This is a genomic window from Mameliella sp. AT18 (assembly GCF_028807275.1).
Lineage (GTDB): Bacteria > Pseudomonadota > Alphaproteobacteria > Rhodobacterales > Rhodobacteraceae > Antarctobacter > Antarctobacter albus.
Map to the genome: position 1 here is coordinate 1 of NZ_JARAMO010000080.1, position 15,831 is coordinate 15,831.

Consider the following 15,831-nt stretch of genomic DNA (forward strand, 5'->3'; position numbering starts at 1 on the left):
GTACGTTTTGTACAAAACGTACGCCGTTTTCAGCATTTTGTACAAACCGGCAAGGTTTCGTTAAGGGCGCCCGCGAAAGGGCGCCCTTTTTCGCGCTCAGCCGGGATCTGCCGGTGCGATTTGCTGCAGCGCGGCAACGTCGCTGGCCTCCAGCGCCGGACGGGCCCGGGCGACAAGCTCGGGGGGCCAGTCCCACCAGGCCAGCGCGTTGAGCGTCTCGATCTCTTGCGGGGCAAACCGCATCTTGACCACCTGCGCCGGGTTGCCGGTGACGACGGCGTAATCGGGCACCGTGCCGCGCACCACGGCGCCTGCGCCGACGATGACGCCATTGCCGATCCGCGCGCCGGGCAGGACCCGGGCGCCATAGCCCAGCCAGACGTCATGGCCGATCACCGTGTCGCGGCTGTCGGGCTGGTAACCCAGCATGGTCGACGGGTCGAAGACCGCAAAGGGAAAGGTGGTCAGCCCGTCGGTCGCGTGATTGGCCGAACTGCCGATGAACCGGACCCCGTGGGCGATCTGGCAGTATTTGCCGATGCGCAGCTTTTCCTGGCTGAAGGGGAACAGGTAGGGGGCCAGCCGCGCCGCCCAGTCCTCAGGCGGGTCGAAGTCCGAGGCGTAGGTGTAGTCGCCGACCTCGAAGCGTGGATGGTCGATCACGTTTTTCAGGAAAACCGTGCCGCGATGCGGGGTACCGTCGGGCAGGATGATGGGAAAGGCCGCGTCTGGCGCGGGCAGGGAAGGACCCGGCATGGATGGATCAGGCATGATGCCTCCTTTGAACTCTGGGAAAATGTCAGGGGTTCAAAGGGTCTGGTCCATCACTGCCTCCATCGTTGCAGCGCAGTGGTAGCACGCCCGGCACCGGAATGCGAGAGGGCGGGGCCATGCGGATCCGCATGGAGGGCATACGGGGTGGAGGGTTGCAGTCCGAAGCGGCGAGTGCACGATACGAGCCGGTTGGTCGGCGCGGACCTTCGCGGTTGGTTGTATGAGTGACGGGTTTGCGGGACGGAGTGGGCTTTTGCTTGGGCTTCGCCAGTGGCCGCGGTAATTGAACACACGAAGAAGCGATTGCAATCATGCAACTACTTGAATTCTGTTCATTGGATGACGTCTAATGCAAGTTATGGTCTTTATTATAGCGTTCTCCTTTGCAGGGTGCCTTTATCTGATTGTTGCCCTACAGGTCAGTCAGGGATTTCCTCCACTATACGAGAAATATCAGGGACCAACCGAAGATGAGATAAAACCTGTTTTGCCGTTCGTTTTTGCATTGATGGCAATCATGCTCGCGACCACCGTGTTCCCGCCCCTATTTTTCCTCTTCGGCGTTGTGTCCATATGGTGCGGATTGCGAATTAGGAAATCCGTTCAAGTCCGAACGACCGGGCCTCTGTCTTGGCTGCTGAGTCCACTGACGATTAGCACATTCAACAGATGGCCGATGCTGGCATTTGATGTTTGGACAATTGGTATCAATGTTTTTGTGGGGGCACTGGTTCTCATGTCTGGCTGAACAAAGCCGCCATTCGTGGGATGCGCAGCATCGGACAACAAGGACTCTTTGCCAGCTTTCGCCGCACCTCAGGCGGATGACCGATGTCGGGGAGCGGACATGACGTTGAACAGTCCGCTCCCCGTATACAGCCGTTGATCGCCCGGCGCTGTCGTGCGGTATCCGAAGCCGCTGTCCAAGGCGCCAGCGTGGGGCTGCGTCGTCACTCTCCCGGGCGCTTCAGCGGAAATTTCTCGCGCACGACGGTGTAGTCGCGATAGCCCATGCGGCTGAGCGGGTTGAAGGTCAGCACGTCGAAGATGCCGTCGACCAGGCAATTGTCGCGGATATGCACGCCTGTCACCTCTCCGAAGACGGCGAAATTCGCCTTGCCGGGCAGTTGCACGATCTGGGTCAGCTTGCATTCCAGGTTGGCGGGGGCCGCCGCCACGCGCGCACAGGCGATGGTCTCGCACTCCGCTTTCTCAAGACCCGCCTCGGCGAACTCGTCGACCTCCTTGCCGAAGAAGGCCGAGGTGGCGTTCATCGCGTCGCGCATCTCGTATTCCACGATGTTGACGCAGAACACGCCGGTTTCGCGGATCTGGGCGACGCTGTCCTTGGTGTCGCCGCGGTCCTCCTTGGCCGAGGTCGAGGCGAACATGACCTGCGGCGGGACATAGGCGACCGCGTTGAAAAAGGAATAGGGGGCCAGATTGTCGTGCCCGTCGGCTCCCCGGGTCGAAATCCAGCCGATGGGGCGGGGTGTCACGATGGCGTTGAACGGGTTGTGCGGCAGGCCGTGGCCGTCCTCGGGACGATAGAACAAGGGTGTCGCTCCTGTTTGCGCGTGAGTTTGTCGCGTGATACGCGGCCTTGCGCCGGAATGCACGGGGGCAGGGGGCAGGACTGGTGTTCACGCTTGCACAGGAAACAGCGGATGACTGGTGGGAGGTCGAGGCCCTCTTCGACCTGGCCTTTGCGCCGGGACGCACGGCGCTGTCGTCCTACCGCCTGCGCGAGGATGTGGCGCCTGTGGCGCCCCTGTGCCGGGTGGCTCGGGACGAGAACGGGACCATCGGCGGGGCGATTCGCTATTGGCCGGTGCGCGTGGGCGATCACGACGCGCTTCTCCTGGGGCCGGTCGCGGTGCACCCCATCGCCCAGGGCGAGGGGCTGGGCGCGGCGTTGATCCGGGACACGGTGGCGCGGGCAGAGGAACAGGGCTTTGCGCGGGTGCTGCTGGTGGGGGATGCGCCGTATTACGCCCGCTTCGGTTTCCAGCGTCTTGAGGGGGTCGAGATGCCGCCGCCGACCAACCCGGACCGGGTGCTGGGGCTGGAGCTGGTGCCCGGTGCCTGGGCCGGTGTCACGGGTCCGGTGACGCGCGCGGCTTGATCGCGGGCCGCTCAGATCCCATCTTTGTGAGGATCGAGGAGGGCCCAGACGTGACTGACACGACATTGCCGGTACTGCACCACAAGGCGGAAATTGCCGCCCTGGCCAAGCGTTATCACGAGGCCGGGTCGATCGGGATGCAGGTGTTGTCGCTGATCGGCGGGCAGGCGGGCAATCTGTTGGAACGGCTGCCCGACCATGCCAAGGACCGGCTGGAAGAGGGGACTCGGCGGGCGCTGACCGTCGCCCTTCAGGCGGCGCAGCAGTCGCGCGGCGTGGTGCCGGACCAGAAGGGCTGGCTGAACACGGCGCTGGCCACGGCGATGGGGGCTGCGGGCGGATCGGGCGGGTTGCCGACGGCGCTGGCGGAATTGCCGGTTACTGTGACGGTGCTGTTGCGGGCAATCCAAGGAATCGCGGCGGAATACGGGTTCGATCCCGATGACCCGGCAGTGGCGCGGGAATGTCTGACGGTCTTTGCCGTGGCAGGCCCGCTGGAAGCGGACGACGGCGCCGATATGGGCTTTCTCGCGGCACGGGTGACGGTGACGGGCGCGGCGGTGCACAGCCTGATTGCCCGGATCGCGCCGAAACTCTCGGTCGCGATGGGCCAGAAACTGGCGGCGCAGACGGTGCCGGTACTGGGGGCCGTGGCGGGGGCGGCGACGAATTACGCCTATACCAGTTACTACCAGCAGATGGCGCATGTGCATTTCGGCCTGCTGGCCCTGTCCGAGCGATCCGGCCTGCCGCGCGACGAACTGGTGGCCGAGTTGAAAACCCAGATGGCGGAACCGCGGTTAACGCGGAATTAGGCTTAACCGCGGTAAGTGAGTCGTACCGGGGCGGAAAGCCCCGGAACGAAGCGCCCGTCCCACGAAAGGCCCGGCTTCGCCGAAGGCCGCGCCAAAAGCACAGGGGATAGGGTCTCCATCCGCGCAGAATGCGCGGGCGGCGCTCTGGCCAGAACGGTAGGGGCGAACTCGTGTAGACAGTCCTGGAACCCGGTCACATGCCGAAGGCTGTGATCGGGTTTTTTCATGGGCTGTTGCTTGGGGCTGTTGCCTGGACGGGCGTCCCGGTCAGTCGTGCGGCGGATTGCGGCCGGCGTGGATCTCGCGGATGCGGTCCGGCCAGGTCGAGCGGATATAGGCCAGCACCTGCCAGATTTCCTCGTCCGAAAGCGTGTCGGCGAAACTGGGCATGCCGCTGGTGAAATTCTTGAGCCCGAGGTCTGTCACAACCGCCTGTCCGCCGCGTTTCGTGTAATCGAAGAGATCGGCGTTGGCATGGTGCCAGGTGTGACCGGTCTCGTCATGCGGCGGCGCGGGGTAGATGCCCTGATCGTCCGGGGTCTGCCAGTCCGGCTGGCCCTGCAGGTTGACGCCGTGGCAGCTTGCACAATTTTCGGCATAAATCGCCCGCCCGGCGGCGATGTCGCGCCCGTCGAGTTCATGTGCCGCGAGGGCGGGCAGGTGCAAGAGGACAAAGGCCAGAATCGCGCGCATCACGCCACCTCGACCCAGGTTTTCATGCCCGAGGCCTGATGCCCCAGCATGTGACAATGCAGGAGCCACTTGCCCGGATTGTCGAAGACCACGAGGATTTCGCGCGTCTCGCCCCGCATCAGCAGGGTAGTGTCGCGCAGGTCGCCGGGGCTGCCGTCCTCGTTCACCTCGTGGAAATGGTGGCCGTGCAGGTGGATGCCATGCGGAAAGGCGGTGTCGTTGACGAGGCGCAGGCGCGCGGTCTCCCCCCGGTCGAAGCTGGCCCAGGGGCTGTCGGGCAGGCCCGAGACGCCGTTGAAGGACCAGATGTCATCGCCCGCGTGCTGCCCGCCCATCGCGCCGCCCTGCATCCGCAGGGTCAGGGCGCGGGGATTGTCCGAGGGTGTCGGGCGGGGGCTGTCGGGCAGGGCGGCAACGGGTGCCTCGCGCGGCGTCACCGGGTCCTGGCCGGGTTCCAGCGTGCCCATGACAAAGGCCTCTTCCGGGGTGGGAAAGAGAAAGCGGACCGTGTCGGTCACGTCCCCGATCACGTCGATCCGTTGCGCGGGGGAAAGCGAGACCTGGTACAGGTCGCGCGGTTCCGGCAGGGGGCGGCCATCCAGCGCCACGACACGGCCCGCGATCCCGTCGAGCGCCAGCGGAAAGACCCGCGCGGTGGCGGTGTTGATGATGCGCAGGCGCAGGCGCTGGCCCCGGTTCACCGTGATCTCCGGGAGGATCGCCTTGGCGAAATTGCCCAGCCGGCCGGCATGGGCGAAATCATGCATGTTGCCGAAATCGCCCGCCATCTTGCCGGAAGGCTCCAGCCGCCAGTCGTCGAGGATCACGGTGATGTCGTGGTCGACATCCGGGGGCGTGGCCTCTTCGACGATGAGCGGGCCGTAGAGACCGCGCGCCACCTGTTCCCAGCTCTGGTGATGCGAGTGATACCAGTAGGTGCCCGCGTCCGGCGCGACGAATTCATAGTCGAACGTGCTGCCGGGAGCGACCGCCTCCTGCGTCAGGCCGGGCACGCCGTCCATCGCGTTGGCAATGCGGATGCCGTGCCAGTGCACGGCGGTGGGATCGGGCAGATTGTTTTCAAACGCGACCGAAAGGCGCTCACCCGCGCGCAGGCGCAGTTCCGGACCGGGGGTCGAGCCGTTGAAGCCAAAGCCCGCCGTCTGCCCCTCTCCGGCATCGAGGATCTGCGAGACCACGGGTTCTGCCCGCAGCGGGTGCGGGGCAGCCAGGGCAAAGCGGGGCAGGGCCGTGACGGCAAGCGTCGAGGCAAGGAACTGGCGGCGGTTCAGCGACATGGTCATTCCCGGTAGAGGCTGTGGCAGGATTTGCAGGCCTGGCCCAGCCGTTGCACGGCAGGCACCAGGTCGTCCGGCGACGTGAGCGATTTCGACACGTCCAGGGCGGCGGTTTCCAGCGCCCGGGCCTTGGCCGTGAAATCGGCGAAATCGGTCCAGATCGCGGGTTTGGCCTCGGACTTCGGATCGGTTTCCCGGGCGGTGAACAGCGCAGGGGTGTCCGCGGAATGGCGCGCGATGCCCGCGGCGGCGTCTTGCGCGGCGCTGGCGTCGAAACTCGCCTGTCCCTTGGCCATGCGGCCCAGCACCTTCATCGCGTCGCCGATGGATTTCATCGCCTCCATGCGCGCCAGAACGGCCTGGTTCTGAACCCCGGAATGGGCAAGGGCGGCGGCCCCGGCCAGGATGAAAAGGCCGGTCAGGATCGGTTTGTGCATGTCTGTCCCCAAGTCTGTCGTGTCGGGGCAGAGTTGAAGCAGGGGCGGCACCTGTCAAGGCGGTGCAGGGCAACTTGGCGTGAGGCGCCGCGATCAGGAATTGTCGCGCAGGTACTCCATGACGGCCTGCCGTACCGATTGTTCACCGCGCATCTTGGATTCCTCGATCACGTCGCGCACCTCTTTCAGCGAATAGCGCATCAAGAGCGATTTCACCGGTCCGACCGAGGCGGGCCGCATCGAGAGCGAGCGCAGCCCGATGGCGGCCAGCACCAGCGCTTCGATCGGGCGGCCGGCATCCTCGCCGCAGAAACTCAGCGGTGTGCCGGTGCTTTCGCAGCGTTCGACGATGTTCTCGATGAAGCTGAGGAAGGAGATGTTGAGCGTGTCGTAGCGGCGGCGGACCAGCTCGTTTTCGCGGTCGGCGGCAAAGAAGAACTGCTTGAGGTCGTTGCCGCCGATGGAGAGAAATTCCACCTCTTCGAAGAAACGGCGCGAGGCGAAAGCCAGGCTGGGGGTTTCCAGCATGGCGCCCACCTCCATGCGCTCTGGCACCGGGTGACCCAGGCGACGTTCGCGGGCCAGCACCTTGTCCACCTCGTCGCGGGCGCGGGCGTATTCCTCGTACTGGGCGATGAAGGGAAACATGATCGTCAGCGGGCGGCCATTGGCAGCGCGCACCAGCGCCTGAAGCTGCATCCGCATCACGCCGGGACGGTCCAGCGCCACCCGGATCGCCCGCCAGCCAAGCGCCGGGTTGGGCTCGTCCAGCGATTTCATGTAGGGCAGCACCTTGTCCGAGCCGATGTCGAGGGTACGGAAGATCACGCGCTTGCCCTGCGCGGCATCCAGCACTTGGGCGTAGATCTCGACCAGCTCGGTGCGCTTGGGCATCTTGTTGCGGACGAGGAACTGCAGCTCGGTGCGGAACAGGCCCACACCCTCGGCGCCAGAGCCTTCGAGCGAGGGCAGGTCGGCCATCAGCCCGGCGTTCATGTGCAGGTGCACGCGCACCCCGTCGGCAGAGACGCAATCGGTGTCGCGGATCGAGGAATAGCGTTCCTGGGCTTTGGCCTGCATCGCCATCTTGTCGCGGAAGGCGCTGACCACGGTGTCGTCGGGGCGCAGGTGCACGATGCCCTGGTCGCCGTCTACAAGGATCTGGTCGCCGTTCAGGGCCTCGTTGGTGATGCGGTCGACATGGATCACCAGCGGGATTGCCAGCGCGCGGGCGACGATGGCGGCATGGCTGCCGACAGAGCCTTCTTCCAGCACCACGCCCTTGAGCTTGCGGTTGTATTCCAGCAGTTCGCCGGGGCCGATGTTGCGGGCGATCAGGATCGGGTTGTCGGGCAGTTCGGCGCCGGTCTGGGCGCCCTGGCCGGTGAGGATGCGCAGCAGGCGGTTCGACAGGTCGTCGAGATCGTGCAGACGGTCGCGCAGGTAGGTGTCGTTGACCTGCGCCATGCGGGCGCGGGCCGTGGACTGTTCCTTTTCCACCGCCGCCTCGGCCGAAAGGCCGCGGGCGATGTCCTCTTCCATGCGGCGCATCCAACCCTTGGAATTGGCGAACATGCGGTAGGCTTCGAGCACCTGGGCGTGCTCGCCCTCGCCGCCGGCGCCGGCCAGCATCTCGTCCACCGAGACACGCAGTTGGTCCACCGCGTCATGCAGGCGCTGCAGTTCGGTGTCGGGGTCGTCAGCCACCGGGTTGGTGACGACCACGCGCGGTTCGTGCAGCCAGGCATTGCCCATCGCGCTGCCTTCCTGACCGGTGCCGCCGCGGAACAGCAGCGACTGGGTGTGGCGCGCCTTGAGCGCCGCGCCCTCGCCGACGAAGGCGCCCAGTTCCGTCATCTCGGCCAGGACCATCGCCACGACCTCGAGTGCGTAGACCTCGTCCGAGGTGAATTCGCGCGCCTGCTTGGACTGAACGACCAGCACCCCCAGTTTGGAGCCGAGGCGCTGGATCGGCACGCCGAGGAAACTGGAATAGATCTCTTCCCCGGTTTCCGGCATGTAGCGGAAGCCGCGGGCCGAAGGCGCGTCGGCGGCGTTGATCGTCTTGCCGGTGGCGGCGACGCGTCCCACGAGGCCCTCGCCCAGTTTCATGCGGGTCTGGTGCACCGCCTCGGCCTTGAGGCCCTGGGTGGCGCAGAGCTCCAGCGTTTCATTGTCGCGAAACAGGTAGATCGAGCAGACCTCTGTCCCCATGCTGTCGGCGGTCAGATGGGTGATCTTGTCCAGGCGCGCCTGCCCGGCGGCATCCTCTGCCATCGTGTCGCGAAGCCGGCCAAGCAGCTTGCGGCTTTCCGATTCGGTATTTGTCGGCATGGATGTCTTCCCGCGCCTCTCCGGTGGATGCGATCCGGAGCAATAGAGCATTGCGCGCCCCATTGGAAACCGCTTTTCGCGGACGGGGCGAGAATATACCCGCTATGCGTGTGACGAGTGGCGCCGATTTGATGAGAAAACATTCAATCGGCCTGGGCGCGGGCCGCGCCCGGTGTGTGCCCTCAAGACCCGTCCAGGGCCTTGGGGGCGCCGGGTTCAGCTTGCCTTGTCCAATTCGAAGGCATCGTGCAGCGCCTGCACGGCCAGTTCCATGTACTTGCGTTCGATCAGGACGGAAATCTTGATCTCCGACGTGGTGATGACCTGGATGTTGATACCCTCGTCGGCCAGCACGCGGAAGAACTTGGCCGCGACGCCGGCGGCCGAGCGCATGCCGATCCCCACGACCGAAACCTTGGCCACATTGGTATCGGCGACGATGCCGTGAAAGTTGATCTCGCCCTTGGCCTTGGCGTCTTCCATCGCCTTCTCTGCGCGCGCCACCTGGTTGGTGGGGCAGGAGAAGGTCATGTCGGTGCGGCCATCTTCCGAGATGTTCTGCACGATCATGTCCACGTTGACCCCGGCCTCGGCCAGGGGGGTGAAGATCGCGGCGGCGATGCCGGGACGGTCGGCGACCGAGACCAGGGTCATCTTGGCTTCGTCGCGGGAGTGGGCCACACCGGCCACGATATTGCTTTCCATGATCTCTTCCTCGTCGCAGACCAGCGTTCCCGCCGCGTCGTCCATTTCCTCGAAGCTCGACAGTACCCGCAGCGGCACCTTGTAGCGCATCGCCAGCTCGACAGAGCGCGTTTGCAGTACCTTGGCGCCGAGGCTGGCCATTTCCAGCATTTCCTCGAAGGCGATGCGGTCCAGCTTGCGCGCCTTTTCGCAGATCCGCGGATCGGTGGTATAGACCCCGTCCACGTCGGTGTAGATGTCACAGCGCACCGCGCCGAAGGCGGCGGCAAAGGCCACGGCGGTGGTGTCCGAACCGCCCCGGCCCAGCGTGGTGATGCGGCCCTCGGGCGAGATGCCCTGGAAGCCGGCCACGACGGCGACCTTCATGCCCTCGGCGAATTTCGCGGTGATATTGGCCGGGGGAATGTCCTCGATCCGGGCGGAGGCATGGGCCGAGGTGGTTTTCACCGGCACCTGCCAGCCCTGCCAGCTGCGCGCGGGAATATCCATTTCCTGCAGCGTCAGCGCCATCAGCCCGGCGGTGACATTCTCGCCCGAGGAAACGACGGCATCGTATTCACGCGCGTCGAACAGCGGCGAGGTGTCCTCGACCAGGCCCACCAGCTTGTTGGTCTCGCCGGACATGGCCGAGACGATGACGATCACGTCATGGCCCTTGGCGACCTCGACGCCGACGCGCTTGGCGGCGCGGCGGATGCGGTCCAGCGTGGCGACGGAAGTGCCGCCGAATTTCATCACGAGCACGGACATGGAGGTCCCCCTTCAGATCGCAGGGCGTTTACGCCGCGTTGAGGCCGCGCGCAAGGGTGCTTTGGCCGCAGGGCGGGGGGCGAAGGAGGGGCGCTGCCCCTCTTGATCCCGGACCAGGTCCGGGACCAATTCACCCCGGGGGTATTTGGACCAAGAAGAAGCCGCAGGGTCAGCGCTGACGGTGATCGACCGCGGTAAGGGCGCCGGAGTTCACATGGGTTTCCTTGCCCGGCACGACGTCGGTGTTCTGGGCCGAGACCGCCAGCCAGCCACCGGGGCCGCGCTGCAGGACGGCGGTGAGGATGGTCTGCCGATTCCCGGCAATGCTGCTGTCGGGCGCTATCTGACCTGAAAGGGTCAGGCGGCAGCGCACCACGGCCACGTCTTCGCCAAGGCGCCGGATCTCTGTCCGGCCGGCGCGCAGGGTCGTCTCCCTGAAAAAGCTTTTCAGCGCGTAGTCATGCGGTTTGGCGATGGCCGCGCGCCCGTGCCACCAGAGGCCGGTGACATTCACGAAATCCGCGTCCTCGGTGAAGAGCGCGGCGATGGCCTCGCCGCGCCGTGTCTCCCAGGCGGCGATGAAGGCGGCGGGAAAATCCTCTGGTCGCGCGAGGGGATCAGAAGGGATGGGCGCGGCCATCCCAGGTCTCGAAGCAGCCGGTGGTTTCGGTGGAAAGCGCGTCGATCCTGTCCACCAGCCCGCGCGCGGCCTCCTCGACGTCGATCTCGGCCGAGGCGCCGCCCATGTCGGTGCGGACCCAGCCGGGATGGTAGATGCCCACGGCGATGCCCAGCGGTTTCAGATCGGTAGCGAGGTTGCGGCCCAGGTTCAGCGCCGCCGCCTTGGAAGCGCGGTAGATATAGCTGCCGCCCGGCGCGCGGGTGTGCGAGGCCATCTGAGACGAGATGATCGCGATGCGCGGCATGTCGGAGAGTTGCAGGTTGGGCAGAAGCGACTGCACTGTGAGGAAAACGCCGGTGACATTCACGGCGAAACTCTCGGCCCACATCTCGGGCGGGTAGCCGTCGGCGAGGTTCTCTCCCTTGTCGAGGTAGACGCCGGCGTTGCAGATCAGCGTGTCGATGGCCTGGCCTTCCAGCCTTGTCGAGAGGGCGCGGTGCGAGGCCGGGTCCGTGACCTCCAGCGGCAGGTATTCAGGGTGATTGCGCGCGGTGCCAAGCACCTTGTCGCCGCGCGCCGTCAGGGCGCTGTCCAGCGCCGCGCCGATGCCGCGGTTGGCGCCGGTGATAAGGATCTGCATGGGCGGGCTCCCTGATGTCTGCCCGCTTTGCCTAGCGCAATGGCGGGGGCCGGAACAGGGGTCAGTTGCTCTTGCGCGTGGGGGTGAAGGGCAGGGGGGCGACCTTGATGCCGTCCTCGATCAGCGCCTTTGCCTCGTGCCCCTTGGCCTCGCCCCAGATCGGGCGTTCGGGGGCGTCCCCGGCGTGCATGGCGCGGGCCTCTTGCGCGAAACGGTTGCCGACATAGTCAGAGTTCGCCTCGACATGGGCCTTGAGCGCGGCCAGAGCCTGTTCGGCGGGATTCGCGGGTTTGGACAGCGGTTTTTCCGGGGCAGGTTCCGGCTTGTCCCCATGTCCGACGCGCGGCGCCATCAGCGCCTTTTCCACCTTTTCCGACCCGCAGACGGCACAGGCGACGTGGCCCGCAGCCTGCAGCTTGTCAAAGGCGGATGCGGATTGGAACCAGCTGTCGAACTGGTGCCCGTCGGCGCATTTGAGGCTGTACTGGATCATCTCCCGGCTCCGGTTGGCGATTGAACGAAAGATAAGGATAACGCGCGGCGGATCAAGTTCGCACTGGCGGCGGCAGATGCATCAGGACGCTCTTTGCCAGCGCGTCGAGGTTGCTGTCCTGGCGCAGGGCGGCGCAGGCCGCGCTGCCGGATTTCTCTTGTTCGGCAGGGTCTTGCAGGGCAGTCAGGGCACCGGCGAGCGTGTCGGCATCGGTGATTTCCAGCGCGATGCCCCGCAGGCGTGAAAAGGCGGCGGTGAAATTGCGCGTGTCCGGCCCGTGGATCAAGGCGGCGCCAAAGGCGGCGGGCTCGTAGGGGGTGTGCCCGCCCCGGTCGCTGAGCGTGCCGCCGATGAAGACCCGGCCCGCGCGGGCGTACCAGAGCGGCATCTCTCCCAGCGTGTCGGCCAGGTAGACCTGCGCCTTGGCAGGGTCCTCGCCCCGGCTGCGGCGGGCGACGGTCAGGCCCAGGGCGCGGGCGTCCTCGGCGATTTCGTCGGCGCGGCGGGGGTGGCGCGGGGCGAGGATGAGCTTCAGGTCTGGAGTATCCCGCAGGCAGGCCTTGTGCGCCGCCAGGGCGATCTGGTCATCGCCTTCATGGGTGGAGGCGGCGAGCCAGGTCAGGTGACGGGGCAAGGCGGCGTCCAGCCCGGGATCGGGCACCGGGGCGGGGGGCGCATAAAAGGCCTTGAGGTCGACGACCGGCCCCCGTGCGCTGGCGGGCAGGCCGAGATCGGCCAGCCGCTCTGCGCTTGCAGCGTCCTGCGCCGAGGCAAAGCCCACGCGGTTCAGTGTCCGCCTCGCCAGTTTCGGCAGCCGCGCCCAACTGCGCGCCGTGCCCGCGCTCATCCGTGCGCCCAGCAGCAGGACCGGGCCGGGGCAGGTGATGAACCGGTTTGGCCAGAGCTCGGCCTCCAGCGCGATATGGGCGCGCACCTGCCAGCCCAGCATGATCCGGCGTGTCGGGCCGCGCAGGTCCAGTGGCGCCAGCCGTGCGGTGACGCGGGGCAGGTCCCAGCGTTTGGCAAGTGCCACGCCGGTGTCCGTGTTGGCGGTGACCAGCCAGTGCAGGTCCGGGCGGGCGGCGATCAACCGTTCGAGAAGCGGCCGGATGGAGGCAAGCTCTCCATTCGAGGCACCGTGCAGCCAGACATGCGCGCCGGGCACGGGCGTGCCTGGCGTCAGCCGGGACCGGGCCGCGGCGATCCCGCCCCGACGCAGGGCGCGTCCCAGGGTGCCGGCGGCAAAAAGGCTGAGGAGCAGACGATAGAGAAACACGGTCGATCCGGTCGTTGCGCGGGCCAACTGCCCGAACTTGCGGATAGGCCCTGTAGCGGGGCTTTGGCAAGGGTGGGTGATATGGCTGCAGATCCCGGTTTGCGCGACGAGAGTGACCATTTTCGCCTGCTTGGGTTTTCAGTGGGTTAGAGCTGGCAGTAGGATTCGGGTGAGCTTGGGCTGGCGGGCGTGCACTTTACCAAAAGGAGCATTTTTTTTCTCATTTCCCTGAGCGCGGCCAGAAAAATTGTCATTACACGATCTTTTAACAGAAGGCCGGGACCGAGTTGGGCAAATGGCTTCGCCGCTGCGGTGACCGTCACCAAGCTTCTTGTTCCGATATGGGGATAACTACTGATCGCATCGCTGAATCAGCAGGTTGACGCCCCAGGTTCCTGTGAAAGGAATTCGGGTCGGAAAGGCCTCAAAATCGGCTTGTAAGCAATACCGTCAAGGTGCGGGCCTGAAAACCATTTTTCCAATTTTGAAACAAGTGGTTGTAGGTCGTTTCTCACCCCGGGGCCGAGCTCGGTCTTGATCCGGGAGCGGTGCCTTGGGCGGTCTTCCGCGATGGCGTCGGGCCGGGGCGTTGAATGCGAAACGAGGCGCATCTTTTTCCGCAGTGTACCCGCTGCCCGTTAGCCAGGATTCCGAGGCCCAGGAAGGGGCGCGAAAACGGAGGGGAGAACTGGGAAAATGGTGCTGCTGGAGAGAATTGAACTCTCGACCTCTCCCTTACCAAGGGAGTGCTCTACCTCTGAGCTACAGCAGCGTGTGGCGGGCCTCTTAGACCGGAAATTCTGACCGCGCAAGAGGTCGAATTGAAAAAAACCGACAAAGCTTTGCCCACCGCCTTGCCGCAGGCTGGACCAGCTTTCCCGGCTGGGGTACACCCGCGCCATGAAGCAGGATGACAAACGGCGGGGCCAAAGTGGCAATGATGGCAGGGATGCGCGGCTGAAAGCGGCGCTGAAAGCCAACCTTGCGCGCCGCAAGGCCCAGGCCCGGGCGCGGCAGGACGCCGCAGAGCCCGCTGCACAGGACAATGGCGACACGCCGGGCGAGGAATAGGACAGGCATGGATTCGATTGTTGTGACGGGGAACGGCCCGCTGGCCGGAGAGATTCCCATCGCGGGCGCCAAGAACGCCTGCCTGACGCTGATGCCGGCGACGCTGCTCAGCGACGAGCCGCTGACACTCACCAATGCGCCGCGCCTGTCGGACATCCGCACCATGACGCTGCTGTTGCAGTCGCTGGGCGCCGAGGTGTCGACCCTGGCCGATGGCCGGGTGCTGGCCATGTCCTCGCACGGGAAGATCACCCAGCGGGCGGAATATGACATCGTGCGCAAGATGCGCGCCTCGATCCTGGTGCTGGGGCCGCTGCTGGCGCGCGAAGGCTATGCCGAGGTGTCCCTGCCCGGGGGCTGTGCCATCGGCGCGCGGCCCGTGGATCTGCATCTCAAGGCGCTGGAGGCGATGGGGGCCGAGATGGACCTGCGCGACGGTTATGTGCATGCCAAGGCGCCGGCGGGCGGGCTGCGCGGCGGGATCGTCGAGTTTCCTTTCGTCTCGGTCGGTGCCACGGAAAACGCGCTGATGGCGGCAACCCTGGCCAAGGGTACCACCGTGCTGAAGAACGCCGCGCGCGAGCCGGAGATCGTCGACCTGGCGCGTTGCCTGCGGGCGATGGGGGCGCAGATCGAGGGGGAGGGATCGCCCGAAATCACCATTCAGGGCGTCGACCGGCTGGGCGGGGCGACACATGCGGTTGTGACCGACCGGATCGAACTGGGCACCTACATGCTGGCGCCTGCGATCTGCGGCGGCGAAGTGACCTGCCTGGGTGGCAAGATCGAGCTGGTCGAGGCCTTTTGCGAGAAACTCGACGCGGCGGGGATCGCCGTGGAGGAAACCGAGGCCGGCCTGAAGGTCGCGCGCCGCAATGGCCGGGTCTCGGCGGTGGACGTGACGACCGAGCCTTTCCCCGGGTTCCCGACCGATCTGCAGGCGCAGATGATGGCGCTGTTGTGTACCGCCGAAGGGGTGTCGGTGCTGGAAGAGAAGATCTTCGAGAACCGTTTCATGCACGCGCCGGAACTGATGCGCATGGGCGCGCAGATCGACGTGCACGGTGGCACGGCGACCGTGACCGGGGTCGAGCGGCTGCGCGGCGCGCCGGTGATGGCGACTGACCTGCGGGCCAGCGTTTCGCTGATCCTGGCCGGGCTGGCGGCCGAGGGGGAGACGGTGGTCAACCGGGTCTACCACCTGGACCGCGGCTATGAGAACGTCGAGGACAAGCTGTCGGCGGTGGGCGCCCGGATCGAGAGGGTGGCGGAAACATGACCGAGGACGCGCGTTTCGAAGATGGCGGCGAACGCCCGCTGAACCTTGGCGCGCTGGATGCCGGGGACCTGGAGGTAATTTCGAGCCTGGTGCAGGACGCGGTTCTGCCCGTGACCGAAATCCGCTGGCAGGCTTCGAAACGGCGGGTCGGCCTGTTGGTCAACCGCATCCGATGGGAAGATGTCGAGGCGGCCCGTGCACGGGGCCGTCCCGTAGAGCGGGTGCAGTCACTTCTGGTGATCGACAACGTGCTGGGAATGGCGAGCCAGGGGGTGGACCGGTCGGACCGCGACATGATCCTGCAGCTGATGTCGGTGACATTCGAGCCGGGCGAGGACGCGGAGGGTTTTGTCGTGCTGACGCTGGCCGGGGACGGGGCCTTGCGGGCCAAGGTCGAGGCGCTGGAAGTGGCGTTGCGGGACGTGACGCGGCCTTACCTGGCGCCCTCGGGGAAACTCCCGGACCACGGGGCGTAAGCCTGTGGCGGGCTGTCGTCGGGACGGGACTGTTTGCGGCTTT

General features: G+C 65.9%; 17 protein-coding genes and 1 tRNA gene. 6 read left to right on the plus strand and 12 right to left on the minus strand.

Annotation, left to right across the window (positions count from 1 at the left end):
• Window positions 1–96 precede the first annotated feature (96 nt).
• Window positions 97–771, minus strand: a complete 675-nt coding sequence (locus PVW46_RS10910; protein WP_274575922.1) for a CatB-related O-acetyltransferase — start codon at window positions 769–771, stop codon at window positions 97–99.
• A gap of 352 nt (window positions 772–1,123) precedes the next feature.
• Between PVW46_RS10910 and PVW46_RS10915 the strand changes: the two genes are divergently transcribed.
• Complete coding sequence (locus PVW46_RS10915) at window positions 1,124–1,522, plus strand: hypothetical protein (protein WP_069208999.1); 399 nt, start codon at window positions 1,124–1,126, stop codon at window positions 1,520–1,522.
• Window positions 1,523–1,724: 202 nt separating this feature from the next.
• Here the strand turns inward: PVW46_RS10915 and PVW46_RS10920 are convergent, their stop codons facing one another.
• A complete protein-coding gene (locus tag PVW46_RS10920; protein WP_069209000.1) occupies window positions 1,725–2,330 on the minus strand; it encodes a flavin reductase family protein in 606 nt (201 codons plus the stop codon).
• An 83-nt stretch (window positions 2,331–2,413) separates the two neighbouring features.
• Here PVW46_RS10920 and PVW46_RS10925 point away from each other — a divergent pair, with 83 nt between their 5' ends.
• Complete coding sequence (locus PVW46_RS10925) at window positions 2,414–2,899, plus strand: GNAT family N-acetyltransferase (protein WP_043138248.1); 486 nt, start codon at window positions 2,414–2,416, stop codon at window positions 2,897–2,899.
• A 50-nt stretch (window positions 2,900–2,949) separates the two neighbouring features.
• Window positions 2,950–3,714 carry an EcsC family protein gene (locus PVW46_RS10930; protein ID WP_043138542.1) on the plus strand — a complete coding sequence of 255 codons (765 nt, stop codon included), beginning with the start codon at window positions 2,950–2,952 and terminating at the stop codon, window positions 3,712–3,714.
• Between the two features lie 267 nt (window positions 3,715–3,981).
• Here PVW46_RS10930 and PVW46_RS10935 read toward each other — a convergent pair whose 3' ends face one another.
• The 10 genes from PVW46_RS10935 to PVW46_RS10980 form a co-directional block, all read right to left on the minus strand.
• Window positions 3,982–4,407, minus strand: coding sequence for a c-type cytochrome (locus PVW46_RS10935; protein WP_069209001.1), 426 nt, complete (start codon window positions 4,405–4,407; stop codon window positions 3,982–3,984).
• A complete protein-coding gene (locus PVW46_RS10940; RefSeq protein ID WP_274575928.1) occupies window positions 4,407–5,711 on the minus strand; it encodes a multicopper oxidase family protein in 1,305 nt (434 codons plus the stop codon). Before PVW46_RS10940 ends, PVW46_RS10935 begins: the two co-directional genes overlap by 1 nt.
• Window positions 5,708–6,142: a c-type cytochrome gene (locus PVW46_RS10945; protein WP_043138240.1), complete on the minus strand. Its 435-nt coding sequence runs from the start codon at window positions 6,140–6,142 to the stop codon at window positions 5,708–5,710. The genes PVW46_RS10940 and PVW46_RS10945 overlap by 4 nt, the downstream gene beginning before the upstream one ends.
• A 93-nt stretch (window positions 6,143–6,235) precedes the next feature.
• Window positions 6,236–8,476 (minus strand): phosphoenolpyruvate--protein phosphotransferase, encoded by a 2,241-nt coding sequence (gene ptsP / locus PVW46_RS10950; protein ID WP_069209003.1) that lies wholly within the window; start codon window positions 8,474–8,476, stop codon window positions 6,236–6,238.
• A gap of 216 nt (window positions 8,477–8,692) precedes the next feature.
• Window positions 8,693–9,931 (minus strand): aspartate kinase, encoded by a 1,239-nt coding sequence (locus PVW46_RS10955; protein ID WP_043138236.1) that lies wholly within the window; start codon window positions 9,929–9,931, stop codon window positions 8,693–8,695.
• Window positions 9,932–10,100: 169 nt separating this feature from the next.
• The gene (locus PVW46_RS10960) at window positions 10,101–10,571 is read right to left on the minus strand and encodes an SgcJ/EcaC family oxidoreductase (protein WP_069209004.1); all 471 of its coding nucleotides are present in this window, start codon (window positions 10,569–10,571) and stop codon (window positions 10,101–10,103) included.
• Window positions 10,549–11,193, minus strand: a complete 645-nt coding sequence (locus PVW46_RS10965; RefSeq protein ID WP_274575929.1) for an SDR family NAD(P)-dependent oxidoreductase — start codon at window positions 11,191–11,193, stop codon at window positions 10,549–10,551. Before PVW46_RS10965 ends, PVW46_RS10960 begins: the two co-directional genes overlap by 23 nt.
• Before the next feature lie 61 nt (window positions 11,194–11,254).
• Window positions 11,255–11,686 (minus strand): DUF1178 family protein, encoded by a 432-nt coding sequence (locus PVW46_RS10970; protein ID WP_043138228.1) that lies wholly within the window; start codon window positions 11,684–11,686, stop codon window positions 11,255–11,257.
• A 52-nt stretch (window positions 11,687–11,738) separates the two neighbouring features.
• Window positions 11,739–12,989, minus strand: a complete 1,251-nt coding sequence (locus PVW46_RS10975; RefSeq protein WP_274575930.1) for a 3-deoxy-D-manno-octulosonic acid transferase — start codon at window positions 12,987–12,989, stop codon at window positions 11,739–11,741.
• Between the two features lie 670 nt (window positions 12,990–13,659).
• A tRNA-Thr gene (locus PVW46_RS10980) sits at window positions 13,660–13,734 on the minus strand.
• A gap of 128 nt (window positions 13,735–13,862) precedes the next feature.
• On the opposite strand from PVW46_RS10980, the gene PVW46_RS10985 reads away from it, so the two are divergent.
• Genes PVW46_RS10985 through PVW46_RS10995 form a run of 3 tightly spaced genes read left to right on the plus strand, consistent with a single transcriptional unit; the run spans window position 13,863 to window position 15,788 of the window.
• On the plus strand, window positions 13,863–14,033 hold the full coding sequence (locus tag PVW46_RS10985) for a hypothetical protein (protein WP_162846271.1): 171 nt from the start codon (window positions 13,863–13,865) through the stop codon (window positions 14,031–14,033).
• 7 nt (window positions 14,034–14,040) lie between these two features.
• Window positions 14,041–15,312: a UDP-N-acetylglucosamine 1-carboxyvinyltransferase gene (gene murA, locus PVW46_RS10990; RefSeq protein ID WP_043138222.1), complete on the plus strand. Its 1,272-nt coding sequence runs from the start codon at window positions 14,041–14,043 to the stop codon at window positions 15,310–15,312.
• Window positions 15,309–15,788 (plus strand): DUF2948 family protein, encoded by a 480-nt coding sequence (locus tag PVW46_RS10995; protein WP_043138220.1) that lies wholly within the window; start codon window positions 15,309–15,311, stop codon window positions 15,786–15,788. Before murA ends, PVW46_RS10995 begins: the two co-directional genes overlap by 4 nt.
• The last annotated feature ends 43 nt before the right edge of the window (window positions 15,789–15,831 follow it).

Coding starts and splice junctions, on each gene's coding strand:
- PVW46_RS10970 (WP_043138228.1), bottom strand. CDS start 11,686: ATGATCCAGTACAGCCTCAAATGCGCCGACGGGCACCAGTTCGACAGC.
- PVW46_RS10965 (WP_274575929.1), bottom strand. CDS start 11,193: ATGCAGATCCTTATCACCGGCGCCAACCGCGGCATCGGCGCGGCGCTG.
- PVW46_RS10910 (WP_274575922.1), bottom strand. CDS start 771: ATGCCTGATCCATCCATGCCGGGTCCTTCCCTGCCCGCGCCAGACGCG.
- PVW46_RS10985 (WP_162846271.1), top strand. CDS start 13,863: ATGAAGCAGGATGACAAACGGCGGGGCCAAAGTGGCAATGATGGCAGG.
- PVW46_RS10960 (WP_069209004.1), bottom strand. CDS start 10,571: ATGGCCGCGCCCATCCCTTCTGATCCCCTCGCGCGACCAGAGGATTTT.
- PVW46_RS10915 (WP_069208999.1), top strand. CDS start 1,124: ATGCAAGTTATGGTCTTTATTATAGCGTTCTCCTTTGCAGGGTGCCTT.
- murA (WP_043138222.1), top strand. CDS start 14,041: ATGGATTCGATTGTTGTGACGGGGAACGGCCCGCTGGCCGGAGAGATT.
- PVW46_RS10935 (WP_069209001.1), bottom strand. CDS start 4,407: ATGCGCGCGATTCTGGCCTTTGTCCTCTTGCACCTGCCCGCCCTCGCG.
- PVW46_RS10995 (WP_043138220.1), top strand. CDS start 15,309: ATGACCGAGGACGCGCGTTTCGAAGATGGCGGCGAACGCCCGCTGAAC.
- ptsP (WP_069209003.1), bottom strand. CDS start 8,476: ATGCCGACAAATACCGAATCGGAAAGCCGCAAGCTGCTTGGCCGGCTT.
- PVW46_RS10945 (WP_043138240.1), bottom strand. CDS start 6,142: ATGCACAAACCGATCCTGACCGGCCTTTTCATCCTGGCCGGGGCCGCC.
- PVW46_RS10955 (WP_043138236.1), bottom strand. CDS start 9,931: ATGTCCGTGCTCGTGATGAAATTCGGCGGCACTTCCGTCGCCACGCTG.
- PVW46_RS10940 (WP_274575928.1), bottom strand. CDS start 5,711: ATGACCATGTCGCTGAACCGCCGCCAGTTCCTTGCCTCGACGCTTGCC.